14 protein-coding genes are annotated in these 16,036 nt (G+C 64.5%); 9 read left to right on the top strand and 5 right to left on the bottom strand.

Features of this window, described 5'->3' with window-relative positions:
* Window positions 1–177: 177 nt before the first annotated feature.
* Complete coding sequence (locus D5125_04280) at window positions 178–444, bottom strand: EF-hand domain-containing protein (GenBank protein ID QFY88755.2); 267 nt, start codon at window positions 442–444, stop codon at window positions 178–180.
* A 99-nt stretch (window positions 445–543) separates the two neighbouring features.
* On the opposite strand from D5125_04280, the gene D5125_04275 reads away from it, so the two are divergent.
* From D5125_04275 to D5125_04245, 6 genes are all read left to right on the top strand, one after another.
* A complete protein-coding gene (locus tag D5125_04275) occupies window positions 544–1,317 on the top strand; it encodes a TatD family hydrolase (GenBank protein QFY88754.1) in 774 nt (257 codons plus the stop codon).
* 184 nt (window positions 1,318–1,501) lie between these two features.
* Window positions 1,502–3,496, top strand: a complete 1,995-nt coding sequence (locus D5125_04270; GenBank protein QFY88753.1) for a DUF3450 family protein — start codon at window positions 1,502–1,504, stop codon at window positions 3,494–3,496.
* 31 nt (window positions 3,497–3,527) lie between these two features.
* Window positions 3,528–4,088, top strand: a complete 561-nt coding sequence (locus D5125_04265) for a MotA/TolQ/ExbB proton channel family protein (GenBank protein QFY88752.1) — start codon at window positions 3,528–3,530, stop codon at window positions 4,086–4,088.
* Window positions 4,075–4,476: a biopolymer transporter ExbD gene (locus D5125_04260; GenBank protein ID QFY88751.1), complete on the top strand. Its 402-nt coding sequence runs from the start codon at window positions 4,075–4,077 to the stop codon at window positions 4,474–4,476. The genes D5125_04265 and D5125_04260 overlap by 14 nt, the downstream gene beginning before the upstream one ends.
* Window positions 4,477–4,484: 8 nt before the next feature.
* Entirely contained in the window at window positions 4,485–5,195 is a 711-nt protein-coding gene (locus tag D5125_17355; GenBank protein ID QPB72210.1) for a TonB family protein, read from the top strand.
* A gap of 317 nt (window positions 5,196–5,512) precedes the next feature.
* Window positions 5,513–8,335, top strand: coding sequence for a valine--tRNA ligase (locus D5125_04245; GenBank protein QFY88748.1), 2,823 nt, complete (start codon window positions 5,513–5,515; stop codon window positions 8,333–8,335).
* 249 nt (window positions 8,336–8,584) lie between these two features.
* On the opposite strand, the gene nth is transcribed toward D5125_04245, so the two are convergent.
* Window positions 8,585–9,217 (bottom strand): endonuclease III, encoded by a 633-nt coding sequence (gene nth / locus D5125_04240; GenBank protein ID QFY88747.1) that lies wholly within the window; start codon window positions 9,215–9,217, stop codon window positions 8,585–8,587.
* Between the two features lie 122 nt (window positions 9,218–9,339).
* On the opposite strand from nth, the gene D5125_04235 reads away from it, so the two are divergent.
* Entirely contained in the window at window positions 9,340–9,765 is a 426-nt protein-coding gene (locus D5125_04235) for a rhodanese-like domain-containing protein (protein ID QFY88746.1), read from the top strand.
* A gap of 29 nt (window positions 9,766–9,794) precedes the next feature.
* Window positions 9,795–11,357 carry a GGDEF domain-containing protein gene (locus tag D5125_04230; protein QFY88745.1) on the top strand — a complete coding sequence of 521 codons (1,563 nt, stop codon included), beginning with the start codon at window positions 9,795–9,797 and terminating at the stop codon, window positions 11,355–11,357.
* On the opposite strand, the gene D5125_04225 is transcribed toward D5125_04230, so the two are convergent.
* Window positions 11,342–12,418 (bottom strand): agmatinase family protein, encoded by a 1,077-nt coding sequence (locus tag D5125_04225; GenBank protein ID QFY88744.1) that lies wholly within the window; start codon window positions 12,416–12,418, stop codon window positions 11,342–11,344. The two genes, D5125_04230 and D5125_04225, sit on opposite strands and share 16 nt — an antisense overlap.
* Window positions 12,419–12,829: 411 nt before the next feature.
* Between D5125_04225 and D5125_04220 the strand changes: the two genes are divergently transcribed.
* Window positions 12,830–14,302, top strand: coding sequence for a threonine synthase (locus D5125_04220; GenBank protein QFY88743.1), 1,473 nt, complete (start codon window positions 12,830–12,832; stop codon window positions 14,300–14,302).
* Between the two features lie 128 nt (window positions 14,303–14,430).
* Here the strand turns inward: D5125_04220 and D5125_04215 are convergent, their stop codons facing one another.
* Together D5125_04215 and argF are read right to left on the bottom strand one after the other, a co-directional pair.
* Window positions 14,431–15,099, bottom strand: a complete 669-nt coding sequence (locus D5125_04215; protein ID QFY88742.2) for a TIGR04211 family SH3 domain-containing protein — start codon at window positions 15,097–15,099, stop codon at window positions 14,431–14,433.
* Window positions 15,100–15,104: 5 nt separating this feature from the next.
* Entirely contained in the window at window positions 15,105–16,028 is a 924-nt protein-coding gene (gene argF / locus D5125_04210; protein QFY88741.1) for an ornithine carbamoyltransferase, read from the bottom strand.
* Window positions 16,029–16,036 lie beyond the last annotated feature (8 nt).

The following is a 16,036-nucleotide window of genomic DNA, read 5'->3' as shown; positions in this document are numbered from 1 at the left end:
CAATCCCACACCTAACGCCTGGCCGCTTCAGGGCCCGGCAGCCCCGTAGCCCGGATGCCGTGCAACGGAATCCGGTGTTGCCGCAGGGCGTGGCCTCATCCGGGCTACAACGGGCTCAGCGCTCCCCGGATGATGGTCAACGGCCGCTTGTTTCACGGTAACCGGCTGGGTCCGGCCTTACTGCTTGGGGGCCTGCTGACGCATCTGCTGCATGTGTTGCTGCATCTGTTTGACGAACTGTTCGGCCTCGGCCTGGCTGATGCCGCCGTCGCCGTTCTGGTCCAGGTGCTTGAACTGCATTTCGTAGGGCTTGAGGAACTCCTCAAGGCTGACGCTGCCGTTGCCATCGGCATCCAGCTTCATCAGCATGTCGGTCATGTTGGGCTGGGCCAGGGCGGCAGTGGAGGCGAGCAGCAGGGCAGTGGCGGTGATGATGGTTTTCATGATGGTTCCTCGGCTGGTTGGGTGGTGTCCTGTCGGGCTTGTCAAGATCGGGCCGCTGCGGGATGCTGGGGCCTGAGTTTTGATCCTTGGGCATCTTACATGAGCCAGCCTGCACTTATCGACACCCATTGTCACCTGAATGTGGCCCGGTTTGCCGCCGACCGCGAGCAGGTGCTGGCCGACGCCCGCGCCGCCGGGGTGGCTGATCTGGTGATCCCGGCCATTGATGCCGCGGGCTGGCCGGGAATTTTGCGGCTGTGCCGCCGCCATGCCGGCCTGCACCCGGCCCTGGGGCTGCACCCGGTGTACAGCGATCTGCATGGGGATGAGGCGCTGCACCAGCTGGCCGGGCTGGCGCGGAGCGAGCCCCTCTGCGCCATCGGCGAGATCGGCCTGGATTTCTTCATCCCAGGGGCGGACCGGCCGCGCCAGCTGTGGTTGTTTGAGCGCCAACTGGACCTGGCGCGCAAGGCCGGTCTGCCGGTGATTCTGCACAACCGCAAGGCGCACAACCCGATGCTTGCCCTGCTCAAGCGCATCCGTCCGCCCGGCGGCATAGTGCATGCCTTCAACGGCAGCCCACAGCTGGCCGGGGAATACCTCGACCTGGGGCTCAAGCTGGGCTTTGGTGGCATGCTCACCTACGACCGCTCGCGGCGGCTGCGCGGGCTGGCGCGAGTGCTGCCGATCGAGGCCATAGTGCTGGAGACCGATGCCCCGGACCTGAGCGGGGCCGCCCACCGGGGTGAACGCAACAGCCCGGCCTATCTGCCCGAATGCCTCGCCGCCCTGGCCGAGGTGCGCGGCGAGGACGCCAGCTGGCTGGCCGAGCAAACCAGCGCCAACGCCCGCCAGGCGTTGCTTATCGCCTGAACGCATCAGCCCTCAGCCCTCAGCCCTCAGCCCTCCGTCCTCTGTCCTCTGTCCTCTGTCCTCTGTCTTCTGAATGCGTCAAATGCCCCGCTTTGCTGTCTGTTATTGCCCTTGCGGCGCTCAAATTATGGATTTGGCCCGCTGTAGGGGCTAGATTGGCGCGGCTGTGAATCTCTGTGATGCGATGATGCGAATCTCCCTGTTCTGCCTGCTGCTTGCCCTGCTGCTGCCCCTGAACCTGCTGGCCGATGAAGACCGGCTGGAGCGTCTGCGCGTGCAGATCGGCCAGCAGCAGCAGGTGCTTGGCCAGTTGCAGGCCCAATTCAGCGCCCTGGACGCGGAGCGGCTTCGCCTGGATGCCCTGCTGCACGACTGGCTGGGGCGGCTGGAGCGGCATCTGGAGGGCGACCTGCCCTTTCACCGCGGCGAGCGCCTGGCCCGGTTGCAGGGGCTCAAGCAGGAGATGGCCGATCCGGCCCAGCCCTATGCCGAGCGTCTGCGCCGCCTGGCGCAGGCCTTTCTTGACGAGGTGGAGGCGGGGCAGGGCCTGGAGGCCTGGGATGCCGAGCTGGAACAGGCCAGCGACCAGGCGAGCGAGCGGCCGCCCCGGCTGGTCACCTTTCTGCGCTACGGTCGGCTGGCGCTGGTGTATCAGACCTTTGACGGTGATCAGAGCGGCTATTGGGACCGGCGCGAGCAGCGCTGGCGGCCCTTGGCCGAAGGCCTGGAGGGCAAGGTCAAGCGGGGTATCCAGGTGGCCCTGAAGCGGATACCGCCGGACCTGCTGATCATGCCCCTGTCTGCCGACCCCGCCAGCGCCGGGCTTGACCCGCTGCCCGATCCCTCCCCAAGTCAGGCCCCAACCCAGTCGGTCGGCAAGGGGCCGGAAGCCCCTCACCAGCGCCTGCTGGAACTGCTGCGCGACCCTGGCCCGGATCAGGCCCCTCAGCCACCCCCGCTGCCACCACAGGCCAAGAGCGCAGAACAGCTGGAGCAGGAAAAACAGCGGCTGAAACAGCTTCAGGCCGATTCCAAGGTGCTTGACCAGGGGATCAGCAGCGCCCGCCAGCGCCTGCTTAAGGCCAGGGACGCCTTGGGGGATCTGGGCAGTACCCTCTGGCTGTTGGCGGAGGATAGCAGCAAGCTGCTGGCCAGTTCGCTGATCGCCTTGCAGCACCCCGAGGCGCGCATCGACCTTGAGGCCATGCGCCAGGCCAGCCGGGACTACAAGGCCGCCAATCAGGCCGCGCCGGATCAACAGGGGCCGATTGCCCTGGCCGATTCCAGCGCCCTGCGTCGGCATCTGGCCCGGCTGGTCTGGCGGCTCCAGCTGGAGCTTCAGGGTCAGGCCCAGGTGGCCAGCTTTCCCAGCCTGCTGGTGGCCGGGGATGGCCAGCAGAGCCAGGCCGAGGTCCTCCGGGTGGGCCCCTTTGTCGCCCTGCACCAGGGCCGCTATCTGGAATATATACCGGAATTGCAACGCCTGCGGGTGCTGGATCGGCAGCCGGCCGGCCGCTTCCTGCAGGCCAACGGCCAGCGCCGGGGGGGGCTTACCACCTACGCCATAGACCCCTCCCGAGGGGCCTTGCTGTCCCTGCTGGTGCAGACACCGGCACTGGAGGAGCGCCTGCATCAGGGCGGCCTGGTGGGTTATCTGATCCTGCTGCTGGCGGTGGTGGGGCTGGTCATCGCCCTCTGGCGCATCCTCGGCCTGCGTCTGGTCAGCGCCCGGGTCGGCTGGCAGAAGCGGCACAGCGAGCAGCCCCGGGCCAACAACCCACTGGGCCGGGTGCTGCTGGCGGTGCAGGACCAGACCGAGGGCGATATCGAGCTGATCGAGCGCCGTCTGGACGAGGCCATCCTCAAGGAGATGCCGCGCCTGGAGCGCGGCCTGCCGTTGATCCGTCTGCTTGCCGCCATCGCCCCCCTGCTGGGCCTGTTGGGCACCGTGGTGGGCATGATCCTCACCTTTCAGGCCATCAGCCTGTTTGGCTCCGGCGACCCCAAGCTGATGGCCGGTGGCATCTCCCAGGCCCTGGTGACCACGGTGATGGGCCTGTGCGCCGCCATCCCCCTGCTGTTGCTGCACAGCCTGGCGGCCGGCAGCAGCCGCAAGGTGGAGCAGATCCTGGAGGAGCAGTCCGCCGCCCTGGTGGCGCGGCGGCTGGAGCAGGGTTGAGTGGATGCCATGGGCCTGAGCGCTGAACGCCATGCTTGATCAGTTCATCGGCCTGCTGCTGGACCATGGTGACCTGCGCGGCTTCCTGGAGCTGGGCGGGCCGGTGCTCTGGCTGGTGATCGGGGCCGGTTTTCTGATGTGGCTGTTGATTATCGAACGGGCCATCTACCTGGCCTTTGGCCTGGCCCGCGATAGCCAGCGGCTGCGCGCCATCTGGCAGGCCAGGGCCGAGCACCGCTCCTGGCAGGCGCGGCAGATCCGGCGCGAGCTGCTGGCCGAGCTGGAGCTGCGCAGCGCCAGCGGCAAGCATCTGATCGGCACCCTCATCGCCCTGGCCCCCCTCCTCGGCCTGCTGGGCACGGTCACCGGTATGCTGGAGGTGTTCGATGTCATGGCCCAGACCGGCACCGCCAACGCCCGCGCCATGGCCGGCGGCATCTCCCGCGCCACCCTGCCCACCCTGGCGGGCATGGTGATGGCCCTGGCCGGGCTCTATTTCAACGCCCTGTTGGGCAGCTGGGAGCGGCGCTCGCTGCGCCGCATTCGCTTCAGGGTACTGCGGCTGGAAGGAGGTCAAGGTGCGCCGACGTAAACGACCTCAGACAGAAGAGCAGCCCATCGACCTCACCCCCATGCTGGACGTGGTGTTCATCCTGCTGATCTTCTTCATCGTCACCGCCAGCTTCGTGCGCGAGACCGGGGTAGAGTTCGCCCGGCCTCGCGCGGTGACCAGCGCCAGCCAGGAACGGGCGCGTATCCTGGTGGGCATAGATGCCAACGACAACATCTGGATCGACCGTCGCCGTCTGCCCCTGCAAGCGGTGCGCGCCCAGGTGGAGCGTATGCGCGCCGAGAACCCCAACTCCGCCGCCGTGATCCAGGCCGACGTCAAGGCCAGCAGCGGCCTGCTGGTGCGGGTGATGGATCAGATCCGCCTGGCCGGGGTGGAGCAGGTGGCTGTCTCCGCCCATAAGCCCTGAGCCCGACCATGCACGCCGGTCTGCGCCATATCCTCGCCCTGCCCCTGGCCCTGCTGGTCACCCTGGGCCTGGTCTGGCTGATGAAGGGCCTGGTCACCGCGCCCAGCATCGCCGATGAACTGAAACAGCCCGAGGCGCGTATCGTCTTCGTCTCCAACGATCAGGTGGAGATGTCCAACCCCGAACCCCCGGCCCCGGAGCCAGAACCAGAGCCAGAGCCAGAGCCAGAGCCAGAGCCCGAACCCGAGCCCGAACCGGAACCCGAGCCCGAGCCCGAGCCCGTTGAACAGCCACCACCGCTAGAGAAGCCGGTGGAGGTGGAAAAGAAAAAGCCCGAGCCAAAACCCGAGCCCAAGCCGGAAAAAAAGCCCGAGCCGAAGCAAGAACCGCCGAAAAAGAAGCCGCCGGAGAAAAAGAGGCCCAAGGCCAAGCCCCAGCCGCGCAAGGCCAGGGCCAAGGCGCGCTTCAGCAACCGCCCCCTCTACCGGCCCAAGCCCAGCTACCCGCGCAGCGCCCAGCGTAAGGGTATAGAGGGCTGGGTGCTGGTGAGCTTCACCGTTACCCGCTCGGGCGCGGTGCGCAACCCGCGCGTGGTCAGCGCCAAGCCACGGGGCGTGTTCGACCGGCAGGCCCTGTCCGCGGTAAAACGCTGGCGCTACGACAAGCAGCCGGTGGACCGTCACGGCATCCGCACCCGTATCCGCTTTCAACTCAGGTGATCTGTTCGGCCATCGATTAAGGTTCGTGGATTTCTGGTTTCCTTTTGGCCACCTGGGCCGGTAAATCTGGGATAATCCCTGCCCAACGTCAGCCCCGGATTCCGTTGCACTCCATCCGGGCTACAACCTGAACCGGGGCGTTGCGCCACAGAGCCACAGAGCACACAGAGAAAAGTTTTGCCTACTCAAACCCTTAGGCCTGTCGCCAGGTGAAGGGGAGGGCCCAGCAGTTGCCAACCGCCGAAACCACTCTCTGATCTCTGTGTCTCCCTGGCCTAATTACTGAATGCACCAAAACCCTACCCAGCGGAAACACAATGGACAAGACCTACGAACCCCATTCCATCGAACAGAAGTGGTACCAGACCTGGGAGGCGCGCGGCTGGTTCGCGCCGGCCATGAATGATGCCCGACCCTACTGCATCATGATCCCGCCGCCCAATGTCACTGGCAGCCTGCACATGGGGCATGGCTTTAACAACAGCATCATGGATTGCCTGATCCGCTACCACCGCATGCGGGGTGACAACACGCTTTGGCAGCCGGGCACCGACCACGCCGGTATCGCCACCCAGATGGTGGTGGAGCGCCAGCTGGAGGCCGCCGGCCAGACCCGCCACGATCTCGGCCGTGAGGCCTTCATCCAGCGCATCTGGGAGTGGAAGCAAGAATCCGGCGGCAACATCACCCGCCAGCTGCGCCGCCTGGGCTCTTCGCTGGATTGGGCCAACGAGCGTTTCACCATGGACGCGGGCCTGTCCGAAGCGGTCAAGGAGGTGTTCGTGCGCCTGTACGAAGAGGGCCTGATCTATCGCGGCAAGCGCCTGGTCAACTGGGACCCCAAGCTGCACACCGCGGTGTCAGACCTGGAGGTGCTCAACGAGGAAGAGCAGGGCTCCATGTGGCACATGCGCTACCCCCTGTCCAACGGCAAGGGCCATCTGGTGGTGGCCACCACCCGGCCCGAGACCCTGCTCGGCGACTGCGCCGTGGCGGTCAATCCCAGCGACCCACGCTACCGGCACATGATCGGCGAGCTGCTGGAGCTGCCCTTGACCGGGCGCAAGATCCCCATCATCGCCGACGAGGAGCACGTCGATCCCGAGTTCGGCACCGGCTGCGTCAAGATCACTCCGGCCCACGACTTCAACGACTACGCCGTCTGGCAGCGCCATCGCGACGAGCTGGCCATCTGCAACCAGCCCCACGGTGGCCTGATCAATATCTTCACCCCGGATGCCGCCATTCGCGCCAACGAGGAGCCGGAGGGCGAGCTGATCCCCAGCCGCTATATCGGCCTGGATCGCTACGCCGCGCGCAAACAGATGGTCGCCGACCTGGAGGCCGCCGGCCTGCTGGAAAAGGTGGTGGACCACCGCCTCATGGTGCCCAGGGGTGACCGCTCCGGCGTGGTCATAGAGCCCTATCTGACCGATCAGTGGTACGTCAAGATCGCCCCCCTGGCCAAACCGGCCATCGAGGCGGTGGAGAGCGGCCGCATCCGCTTTGTGCCGGATAATTGGAAAAACACCTATTTCGACTGGATGCGCAACATCCAGGACTGGTGCATCAGCCGGCAGATCTGGTGGGGCCACCGCATCCCGGCCTGGTATGACGAGGCCGGCAATGTCTATGTCGGTCGCTCTGAGGCCGAGGTGCGCCAGCGCCACGATCTGGCCACCGACTACCCGCTGCGCCAGGACGAGGACGTGCTCGACACCTGGTTCAGCTCGGCGCTCTGGCCCTTTTCCACCCTGGGCTGGCCCGAGCAGACCGAGCGCCTGCGCGCCTTCTACCCCACCAGCGTGCTGGTCACCGGCTTTGACATCATCTTCTTCTGGGTGGCGCGGATGATCATGATGGGGCTGAAGTTCATGGATGAGGTGCCCTTCCGCGAGGTCTATGTACACGGTCTGGTGCGCGATGCCCAGGGCGACAAGATGTCCAAGTCCAAGGGCAATGTACTCGATCCGATCGATCTGATCGATGGCATCGACCTGGAGGCCCTGGTGGCCAAGCGCACCAGCGGCATGATGCAGCCGCAGCTGGCGAAGAAGATCGAACAGCAGACGCGCAAGGAATTCCCCGACGGCATCCCCAGTTTCGGCACCGATGCCCTGCGCTTCACCTTCGCCGCCCTGGCCGCCACCGGCCGCGACATCAAGTTCGATATGGGCCGCATCGAGGGCTATCGCAACTTCTGCAACAAGCTGTGGAACGCCGCCCGCTTCGTGCTGATGAACGTGGAAGGTCAGGATACCGGTCTTGGTGATGAGCCGGTCGAACGCTCCCTGGCCGACCGCTGGATTCTGTCGCGCCTGCAGCGCACCAAGCAGGCCATGACCGAGGCCCTCAGCCACTACCGCTTCGACCAGGCCGCCCAGGCCATCTACGAGTTCACCTGGAACGAGTATTGCGACTGGTACCTGGAGCTGTGCAAACCGGTGCTGAACAATCCTCAGGCCAGTGAGGCACAGAAGCGAGGTACCCGCCGTACCCTGGTGCGCGTGCTGGAGGGCCTACTGCGCCTGGCCCATCCGCTGATGCCCTTCATCAGCGAAGAGATCTGGCAGCAGGTCAAGGCTCCGGCGGGAAAACAGGGCGAATCCATCCTGCTGCAAACCTACCCCAGCCACCGCGCCGCCCTGGTGAATAGCGTCGCCGAGCAGGAGATGGCCTGGGTGATGCAATTCATCCTTGGCATCCGCAAGATCAAGGGCGAGATGAACATCGCACCGGGCAAGCCGGTGCCGGTGCTGCTGGCCGATGCCAGCGCGGATGACCGCCAGCGCGCCGAGCGCCACCGGCCCTATCTGGACTTCCTCGCCCGTACCCAGTCCATTGAGGTGCTGGAGGACGCCAGCCAGGCCCCCGAGTCCGCCACCGCCCTGGTTGGTTCCATGAAGATCCTGATCCCCATGGCTGGGTTGATCGATAAACAGGCGGAGATCGGCCGCTTGGAAAAAGAGATCGGCCGTCTGGAAAAGGAATGCCAGCGCATCGGTGCCAAGCTGGAGAACCCCAGGTTTGTCGATAAGGCGCCGCAAGATGTGGTGCAGAAGGAGCGCGACAAGCTGGCCGAGGCCCAGGCGGCCCTGGCCAATCTACAGACACAGCTGGGCAAGATACGGGCGCTCTGAGTTGCGGGGCTCGACACCGGGTCAAAGCTGCCAGCCGTCAGTACAAAGGGGGGCAGGGGGGATTTCTTAAACGCCCGAAGGGCTCATTCCTTCAAACTTCACCCTTCAAACTTCTAACTTTTTAAGCGCCCTATGCCGCACGGCAAAACCGGCCTCCCAGCCCAGGGCATGCACGGCCAGCCAAGCCGAGATAATGGCTGAGATACAGGGGTAATCAGGAAGGGGTAAGGGGCTTAATGGCCTGAGTAGTTAGGTTGATTTTTCCTTGAACTCACACAGGTCCTCGATTGGACAGCTGGCGCAGCGGGGTTTGCGCGCCAGGCAACAGTAGCGGCCGTGCAGGATCAGCCAGTGGTGGGCATCCTGCAGAAACTCCCTGGGGGTATGCCGCAGCAGGCCCTGCTCCACCGCCAGCGGGGTCTTGCCCCGGGCCAGCCCGGTGCGATTGGCGATGCGGAAGATATGGGTGTCCACCGCCAGGGTTGGCTGGCCAAAGGCGGTGTTGAGCACCACGTTGGCGGTCTTGCGGCCTACCCCAGGCAGGGCCTCCAGGGCCTCCCTCTGCTCGGGTACCTGGCCCGAGTGGCGCTCCAGCAGCAGGGCGCAGGTGGCAATGATATTCTTCGCCTTGCTGTTGAACAGGCCTATGCTCTTGATCTGCTGTCTCAGGCCCTCCTCTCCCAGGGCGAGCATGGCCGCCGGGTCATTGGCAATGGCAAACAGCCCGGCGGTGGCCTTGTTCACCCCCTTGTCGGTGGCCTGGGCGGAGAGGATGACCGCAATCAGCAACTCAAAGGGGCTGGAATAGTTCAGCTCCGTGGTCGGGTTGGGGTTGGCGGCGCTCAGGCGCTGGAATATCTGGCGGCGTTTCTCGGCGTTCATCTCTGACCTGACCTCGGGGCGCTGATTTGACAGCGACGGATATTCTCTGAAATAGTAGCCTCAAACAAGGCCTCCGCGCCGCCTGATGCCGAGATGCCCAACCACCACCTGGAGGACTTGCCATGGCCTCGCGCCTGGGTTACGTCTGCTGCCTGCTGTTACTCTTTGTTGCAAGCCCCTGCTGGGCGGTCAAGCCCACCGCGCCGGAGGCGGTCGCCGGGGCCAGCCTGGTAGATGCCGAGCGGGTGATTGAGCTGGCCCAGGGCCTGCCTGATCTGCTGATACTGGACTCGCGCCGTGGCAATGAATATGCCATGGGCCACATCGAAGGCGCGCTCAATATCCTGGATACCGAACTGACCGAGCAGCGCCTGGCCGAGTTGACCCAAGACAAGGACCACCCCCTGCTGTTTTACTGTAACGGGCCGCGCTGTCTGCGCAGCAGTAATGCTGCGGCCAAGGCGGTATCCTGGGGCTATCGGCAGGTATATTGGTTTCGCGGTGGGTGGATGAGTTGGACCGAAAAGCAATACCCGATCAGCTATTGAAACCCAGGGTTCAGCGACTGTCTGTGCGGATGCTGATCCTGTGTTGCCTGTTGCTCATTTTTGCCACCACCCTGTTGCAGATCTACCAGTCGGAGAAGAACTATCGGACCGCGGCCCATGAGCGGGAGGAGGAGACCCTGCGCCGTATCCTGGATGTGGCCGTGCGTCAGGTGTACGAGGACATCTATCACAAGACCCTGGAGATGGGTACGCGCTTTATCGGCCGGTCGGACTTTGCCCAGGCCTTTGCCCAGGCCCAGGCCGAGCGGCAGGGCTCGGCACGGCTGGAGGCGGTGCTGATTGACCCCTTCATCAACGGCTATGTCAATGGTGCCTTCCTGTCGCTGGAGGCGCTCAAGGTGTATGACACCGATTGGCGGGCGCTGGCGATAGGGCGCACCGCCAGCACCATGAACATAGATGCCTACCGGCTGGACCCCGGTCCCAGCCCGGTGGCGCGACAGGCCATGCTGCGTCAGGGTATGGATCGGTTGCAGGCCCTGGGCGGCCGCTGGGCCGGCAGCCGGGATGCCTATTATTCCCTGATCCTGCCCATCGGCGGCCTGCGCCTGCAGGGCTATCTGGAGGTGGTGATCAATGCCGACATGAACCTGCCCGAGCTGGAGCGCCTGGTCGAGATCCCGCTTTCGATCCACAACCTGATCAAACAACGCCAGATCTATGACAAATCCCCAGCGAAGGAGAAGCTGGACCACTTTCAGCAGATCGACTACCGGATTGACTCCCTGCGTCAGCGGTCGCTCTACGAGATCAGACTGTACGCCAATGTGGCAGAATTCGATGTACGCATGCGCCAACAGCAGACCCAGAGCGTGCTGGTCTCCCTACTGGTGAGCCTGACGGTTCTGGCGCTGGTGCTCTGGTGTCTGGAACGCCTGCTGGTGGCCCCCATGCGCCGTCTGCGCTCGGAGATCCGTGGCCAGACCCTGGACTTCACCGGCGAGCCGGTATCCACCTGGGGCCTGCTGGAGTTCCATGACCTGGCCCAGGGCTTCAATCACCTGTTGCGCATGGCCTGGCAGCAACAACTGGTGCTGGAAAAGCGCTCCATCACCGATGAGCTGACCCAGGTACCCAACCGGCGCGCCCTGGAGCAGTTTCTGCAAGCCGAGAAGGCGCGCGCCGCACGCTGCCACGACAAGCTGGCCCTGCTCATGGTGGACATAGATTTCTTCAAGAATTACAACGACTACTACGGCCATCAGGCGGGTGATGACTGCCTGCGCGAGGTGGCCCAGCTGTTGCAATCGGCCCTGCCTCGGGCCACCGATTTCGTTGCCCGCTACGGTGGTGAGGAGTTCATTGTGGTGCTGCCGGGCACCGACCAGCAGGGCGCGGTGGCGGTGGCCGAACGCCTGTTGCAGCAGGTGCGTGAGCAGCGCATAGCCCATGCGGCCTCAGAGATAGGCGAGTACCTCAGCCTGAGCGTAGGCGTGGGGGTCTGCCATAGCTTTGAGCCGGGCTGCATCGAGCAGCTCAAGCGCCATGCCGACAAGGCCCTCTACCGGGCCAAACATCAGGGGCGTGACCGGGTCTGCGTCTATCATGCCGACGATCAGCCGCCGGCCTGAGCCTTGCTGCCATACAGCAGGCAGCCGCACAGGCGATAAAGCAGGCGGGCAGCGACATTGGCATCCCAGTCGCCGCCGTTGGGGGGTGGGGCCACCTCACACAGGTCAAAGCCGATGATCTGTCTGCCCGAGGCGGACAGCTGTTCCAGCAAAAATCCCATCTGCGCGTAGCTTAGCCCGCCGGGCACCGGGGTGCCTGTGCTGGGGCAGTTGACCGGGTCCAGGCCGTCGATATCCAGGGAGATGTACACCGCATCCCCCAGCGCATCCAGGATTTCGCCGCAGATGGCAGCAAAGGGCTCGCCCTGCAGCAGCCGCTGCGAGACGGCGGCATCATAGAAGCAGCGACCGCGCTGGCCCAAGCCTTGCAGATGCTCCACCTCGCTGCGGTGGTAATCACGGACGCCCAGCTGTACCAGGCGGCTGACCTGGGGGATCTGCGCCATCACGTTATAGAAGATCGAGGCATGGGAGTGCTCAAAGCCCTCGTAGGCCTGGCGCAGGTCGTGGTGGGCATCGATGTGAAGGATGCTGAAGCTGGGATAGCGCTCCGCCAGGGCCTGGATCAGGCCAAAGGGGCTGGAATGATCACCGCCCACCAGGCCGACCCGCTGGCCGCGCCCCAAGGCGGCGCTGGCCTGCTGATAGACCCGCTGGTTGACCCGCTCTGAGGCCTGATTGACAAGATCCAGACTGTCGGCGACCGTGGCTGCCTCCTCGCCCTGCTCCAGGGCCTCGATCACCTGCTGCGCCACGGCCTTGGCCTGGGCGTTGAGCTGGGCGATTTCTTCATTTTCCTCGGCAAAGGCGATGCCGGCGCGAAAGGGCTCGCCGAAAAAGGGGTCCTGCAGGTCCAGCTGATGGCTCGCCTGGAGGATGGCGTTGGGCCCCTCGCTGGTGCCGCCGCCGTAGGAGGTGGTGGCCTCCCAGGGCACTGGGATCAGCAGCAGCGCCGCATCCTCGGGGCGCAAGCGGCCGCCGAGAAAGCCGGCCTCGGGATGGGGCGGGGTGCCCAGCTCCAGCTGGGCGATGGCATCGGCAAAGGCAAGGGGTTCAAGCATGGGGGTTCCTGGATGTTTCCTGTATATAATGGCGGCCGAAATGGGAACGCAAAGGACGCCAAGGGTACGCAAAGGGCGCAAGGTTGAATAGGATTTTCTCCACTGCCTGTGTGCTTAGAAGAACAGTCCGCAAATGAACGCGAATAAACGCGGATGGCGTGTTTCACCGAGGCCGATCCAGATTTGTAGCCAATGTCGTCAACTTAGCGCAAAAGCGCTGGCTGAGCGGAGCGGCGTCCTGAGCCTAGCCGAAGGGCCGAAGCCAGCCGCCGCTCGCTTCGACTTCGCTCAGCGAACGGCAGACGTAGCCGGAATCCGGGGTTAGCCGACCCTGGATTCCGCTGCGCTACATCCAGGCTACATGGATTCTCTGCGTCTCCAAATCTCAACACCTAATCTTGGCAGCTCAACATGAACTTCATCGAAACCCGTGGTAACGACGGCCAGCGCCCGGCCTCTATCAGTTTCTCCGAGGCCATTCTCAGCCCTATGTCCTCCTTTGGTGGCATCTATGTGCCCGAGTCCCTGCCCAACCTGGGCGAGGGCTTTTTGCGCGATCATCTGCATTGTCACTACAAGGACCTGGCGCGGGACCTGCTGGCGGCCTTCGAGCCGGACATAGCCCCCGAGGTGATAGATCAGGCCCTGGCCACCTATGATGCCTTTGATGACCCGGCCAACCCGGTGCCGGTGGTGCGGGTGCGTGATGATTTATACGTCAGCGAGCTCTATCACGGGCCGACGCGGGCGTTCAAGGACATGGCATTGCAGCCTTTTGGCGTGGTGCTGTCAGACCTGGCGCAGCGGCGCGGCGAGCATTATCTGATCATGGCCGCCACCAGTGGCGATACCGGCCCGGCGGCGCTGGATACCTTCCGTGAGCGCGCCAATGTGCGCGTGGTCTGCCTCTATCCCGACGGCGGCACCTCCGATGTGCAGCGCCTGCAGATGGTTACCGAGAGCGGCAGCAACCTCAAGGTGGTGGGCATTCGCGGCGATTTCGACGATGCCCAGACGGCGCTGAAGACCCTGCTGGGCTCGGCGGCCTTCCGTGACCTGCTGAGGCAGAAGAACACCCTGCTGTCGGCGGCCAACTCGGTGAATTTCGGCCGCATCATCTTCCAGACCATTTACCACGTCCACAGCTACCTGGAGCTGGTGCGCCAGGGTGCCATCGCGCTGGGGGAGAAGGTCTATCTGAACGTGCCCAGCGGCAACTTCGGCAACGCCCTGGGCGGCTATTACGCGATGAAGATGGGCCTGCCGGTGGAGAAGATCCTCATCGCCTCCAATCAGAACAACGTGCTCACCGACTGGATTCATACTGGCCGCTACGACCTGCGCGACCGCGCCGTGGTCGGCACCAGCTCACCGGCGATGGATATTCTCAAGTCGAGCAACGTCGAACGCATCCTCTGGGATCTGTTCGGTACCGAGCGCACCCGCAGCCTGATGCGCCAGCTGGACGAGGACAGGCACTATGCCTTGAGTACTGAAGAGCTGACCCGGCTGCAGGGGATTTTCAGCGCGGATTTCTGTACCGATGCCGAGGGTCAGGCCTATATCAAGCAGGCCTTCGCCGAGGGCTATCTGATGGACCCGCACACCGCCACCTGCTTCAAGGCCCACGCCAGCTGCCGCGACAAGCCATTGAAGGATATCGTCTATTCCACCGCCGAGTGGACCAAGTTCTCCCCCACCATCGCCCTGGCCCTGACCGGGCAAATGCCCGAGCAGGAGCAGCAGGCCCTGGCGGCCATCGCCGAGCAGGCCGGGCAGCAGATCCCGGCGGCCATCGCCGGGCTGTTCGACAGGCCCGTGGTGCAAAAGACCCTGATCGACAAGACCGAGGTAGAGGCGGAGATCCTGAGTCTGTTTGATTAACAGAGGATAGGGGACAGGGGACAGGGGGCAGAGGGCGAAATGGGTTTGTAGTTGGCCTCCCCCTTTATCAAAGGGGGATTGAGGGGGATTTTGGCGGTGGTAGTCACACTTGCCTTCTAAGCACTGGCTTAAAACCCCGAGTAACCGGACTGGCGTTTCAGCCGCACCGAGGGCAGCAGCAGACCGAGGACCATGCCGGCGAAGAGGACGCCGGAGCCGATGACGAACCAGCGTTGTTCGCGGCTGTTGCTGGCCTCCTGGTACTTTTGCTCCAGGGCGGCCATCTCACGGGTCATGTCGGCCAGCTGCTTGCGCAGGTCGTTGCGCTCCATGGAGATGCGCACCGCATTGGCCGAGGTACGCTGGATCGCCTCCAGCTCCTTTTTTGCCCGGTTGAACTGCTCGTTGAGGCGGGCGTGTTCAAACTTGAGCACCTCGTAGTCGTCCATCAGGGCACCGCCGTTGCGCCCCCCCTCCTGTTGCAGTTCGCTGATCTTGCGGTTGGCCTCTTCCAGCAGCAGGCGGGCCGGGGGCTGGCGCTGCAGGCGGCGGGTTTCGATGTAGCCCACCAGCCCGTCCTGGGTCTTGATCTTGCTGTAACCGGTCTCGGCCTGGGTCTCCAGCAGATCGACCTGGGTGCCGCTGCTGATGCCGATGAGGAACTTGGCCCCCTTGTTGGGGGCCTCGCGCAGGGAGAAGTTGATGCTGTCGGTGACAAAGCGGGTCTCGGCCCACAGCGGGTCGGCCCAGGGCGTGATGGCCAGGGTCAGGAGCAACAGGGCGATGGGCTTGCGCATGGGCATCAGGCGGCGAGGAGGAATTCCAGCAGGGCCTTTTGCGCATGCAGGCGGTTTTCCGCCTCCTCCCAGACCAGGCAGTCGGGCCGATCCATCAGCCCGGCGCTGACCTCTTCGCCCCGATGGGCCGGCAGGCAGTGCATGAACAGGGCATCACTGTGGGCCTGGGCCATGAGCGTCTCGTTCACCTGATAATCGGCAAAGGCACGGGCGCGGCGGGTCTGTTCCTCTTCCTGTCCCATGCTGGCCCAGACATCGGTGACCACCAGATCGGCACCCTTGGCGGCCTGCATGGGGTCGCGGATGATCTGGCAGTGGGTGCCAAAACGCTGCATGAACCCAGGCTCCGGGTCATAGCCCTCGGGGCAGGCGATGTGCAGGCGGAAGTCCAGCAGATGGGCCGCCTCCATGTAGCTGTGGCACATGTTGTTGCCATCCCCCACCCAGGTGACGGTCTTGCCACGGATGTCGCCGCGCTGCTCGAACCAGGTCTGCATGTCGGCCAGCAGCTGGCAGGGGTGCAGCAGATCGGTCAGGCCGTTGATCACAGGTACCTGGGAATGGGCGGCAAAGCGCTCCACGGTGTCCTGGGCAAAGGTGCGGATCATGACGATATCCACCATGCGCGAGAGCACCCGTGCGCTGTCCTCGATGGGCTCGCCCCGGCCCAGCTGGGTGTCCTTGGGGGAGAGAAACAGGGCGTGGCCACCCAGCTGGGTCATGCCCGCCTCGAAGGAGACCCGGGTGCGGGTGGAGGATTTCTCGAAGATCATCGCCAGGGTGCGGTTGCGCAGCGGCTGATACAGGTCGCCGCGCCGGTGCAGGCGCTTGAGTTCACTGGCCCGCTGTAGCAGGGCGCGCAGTTCGATGCCGCTGAGGTCCAGCAGGCTGAGGAAATGCCGTGGGCGGGGGGAGTCGGTCTGGGTCATGAGGTCCA

The sequence above is a fragment of the gamma proteobacterium SS-5 genome (genome assembly GCA_009497875.2).
Lineage (GTDB): Bacteria > Pseudomonadota > Gammaproteobacteria > Chromatiales > Chromatiaceae > Magnetovirga > Magnetovirga frankeli.
This window is presented reverse-complemented; position numbering and strand designations above follow the sequence as displayed.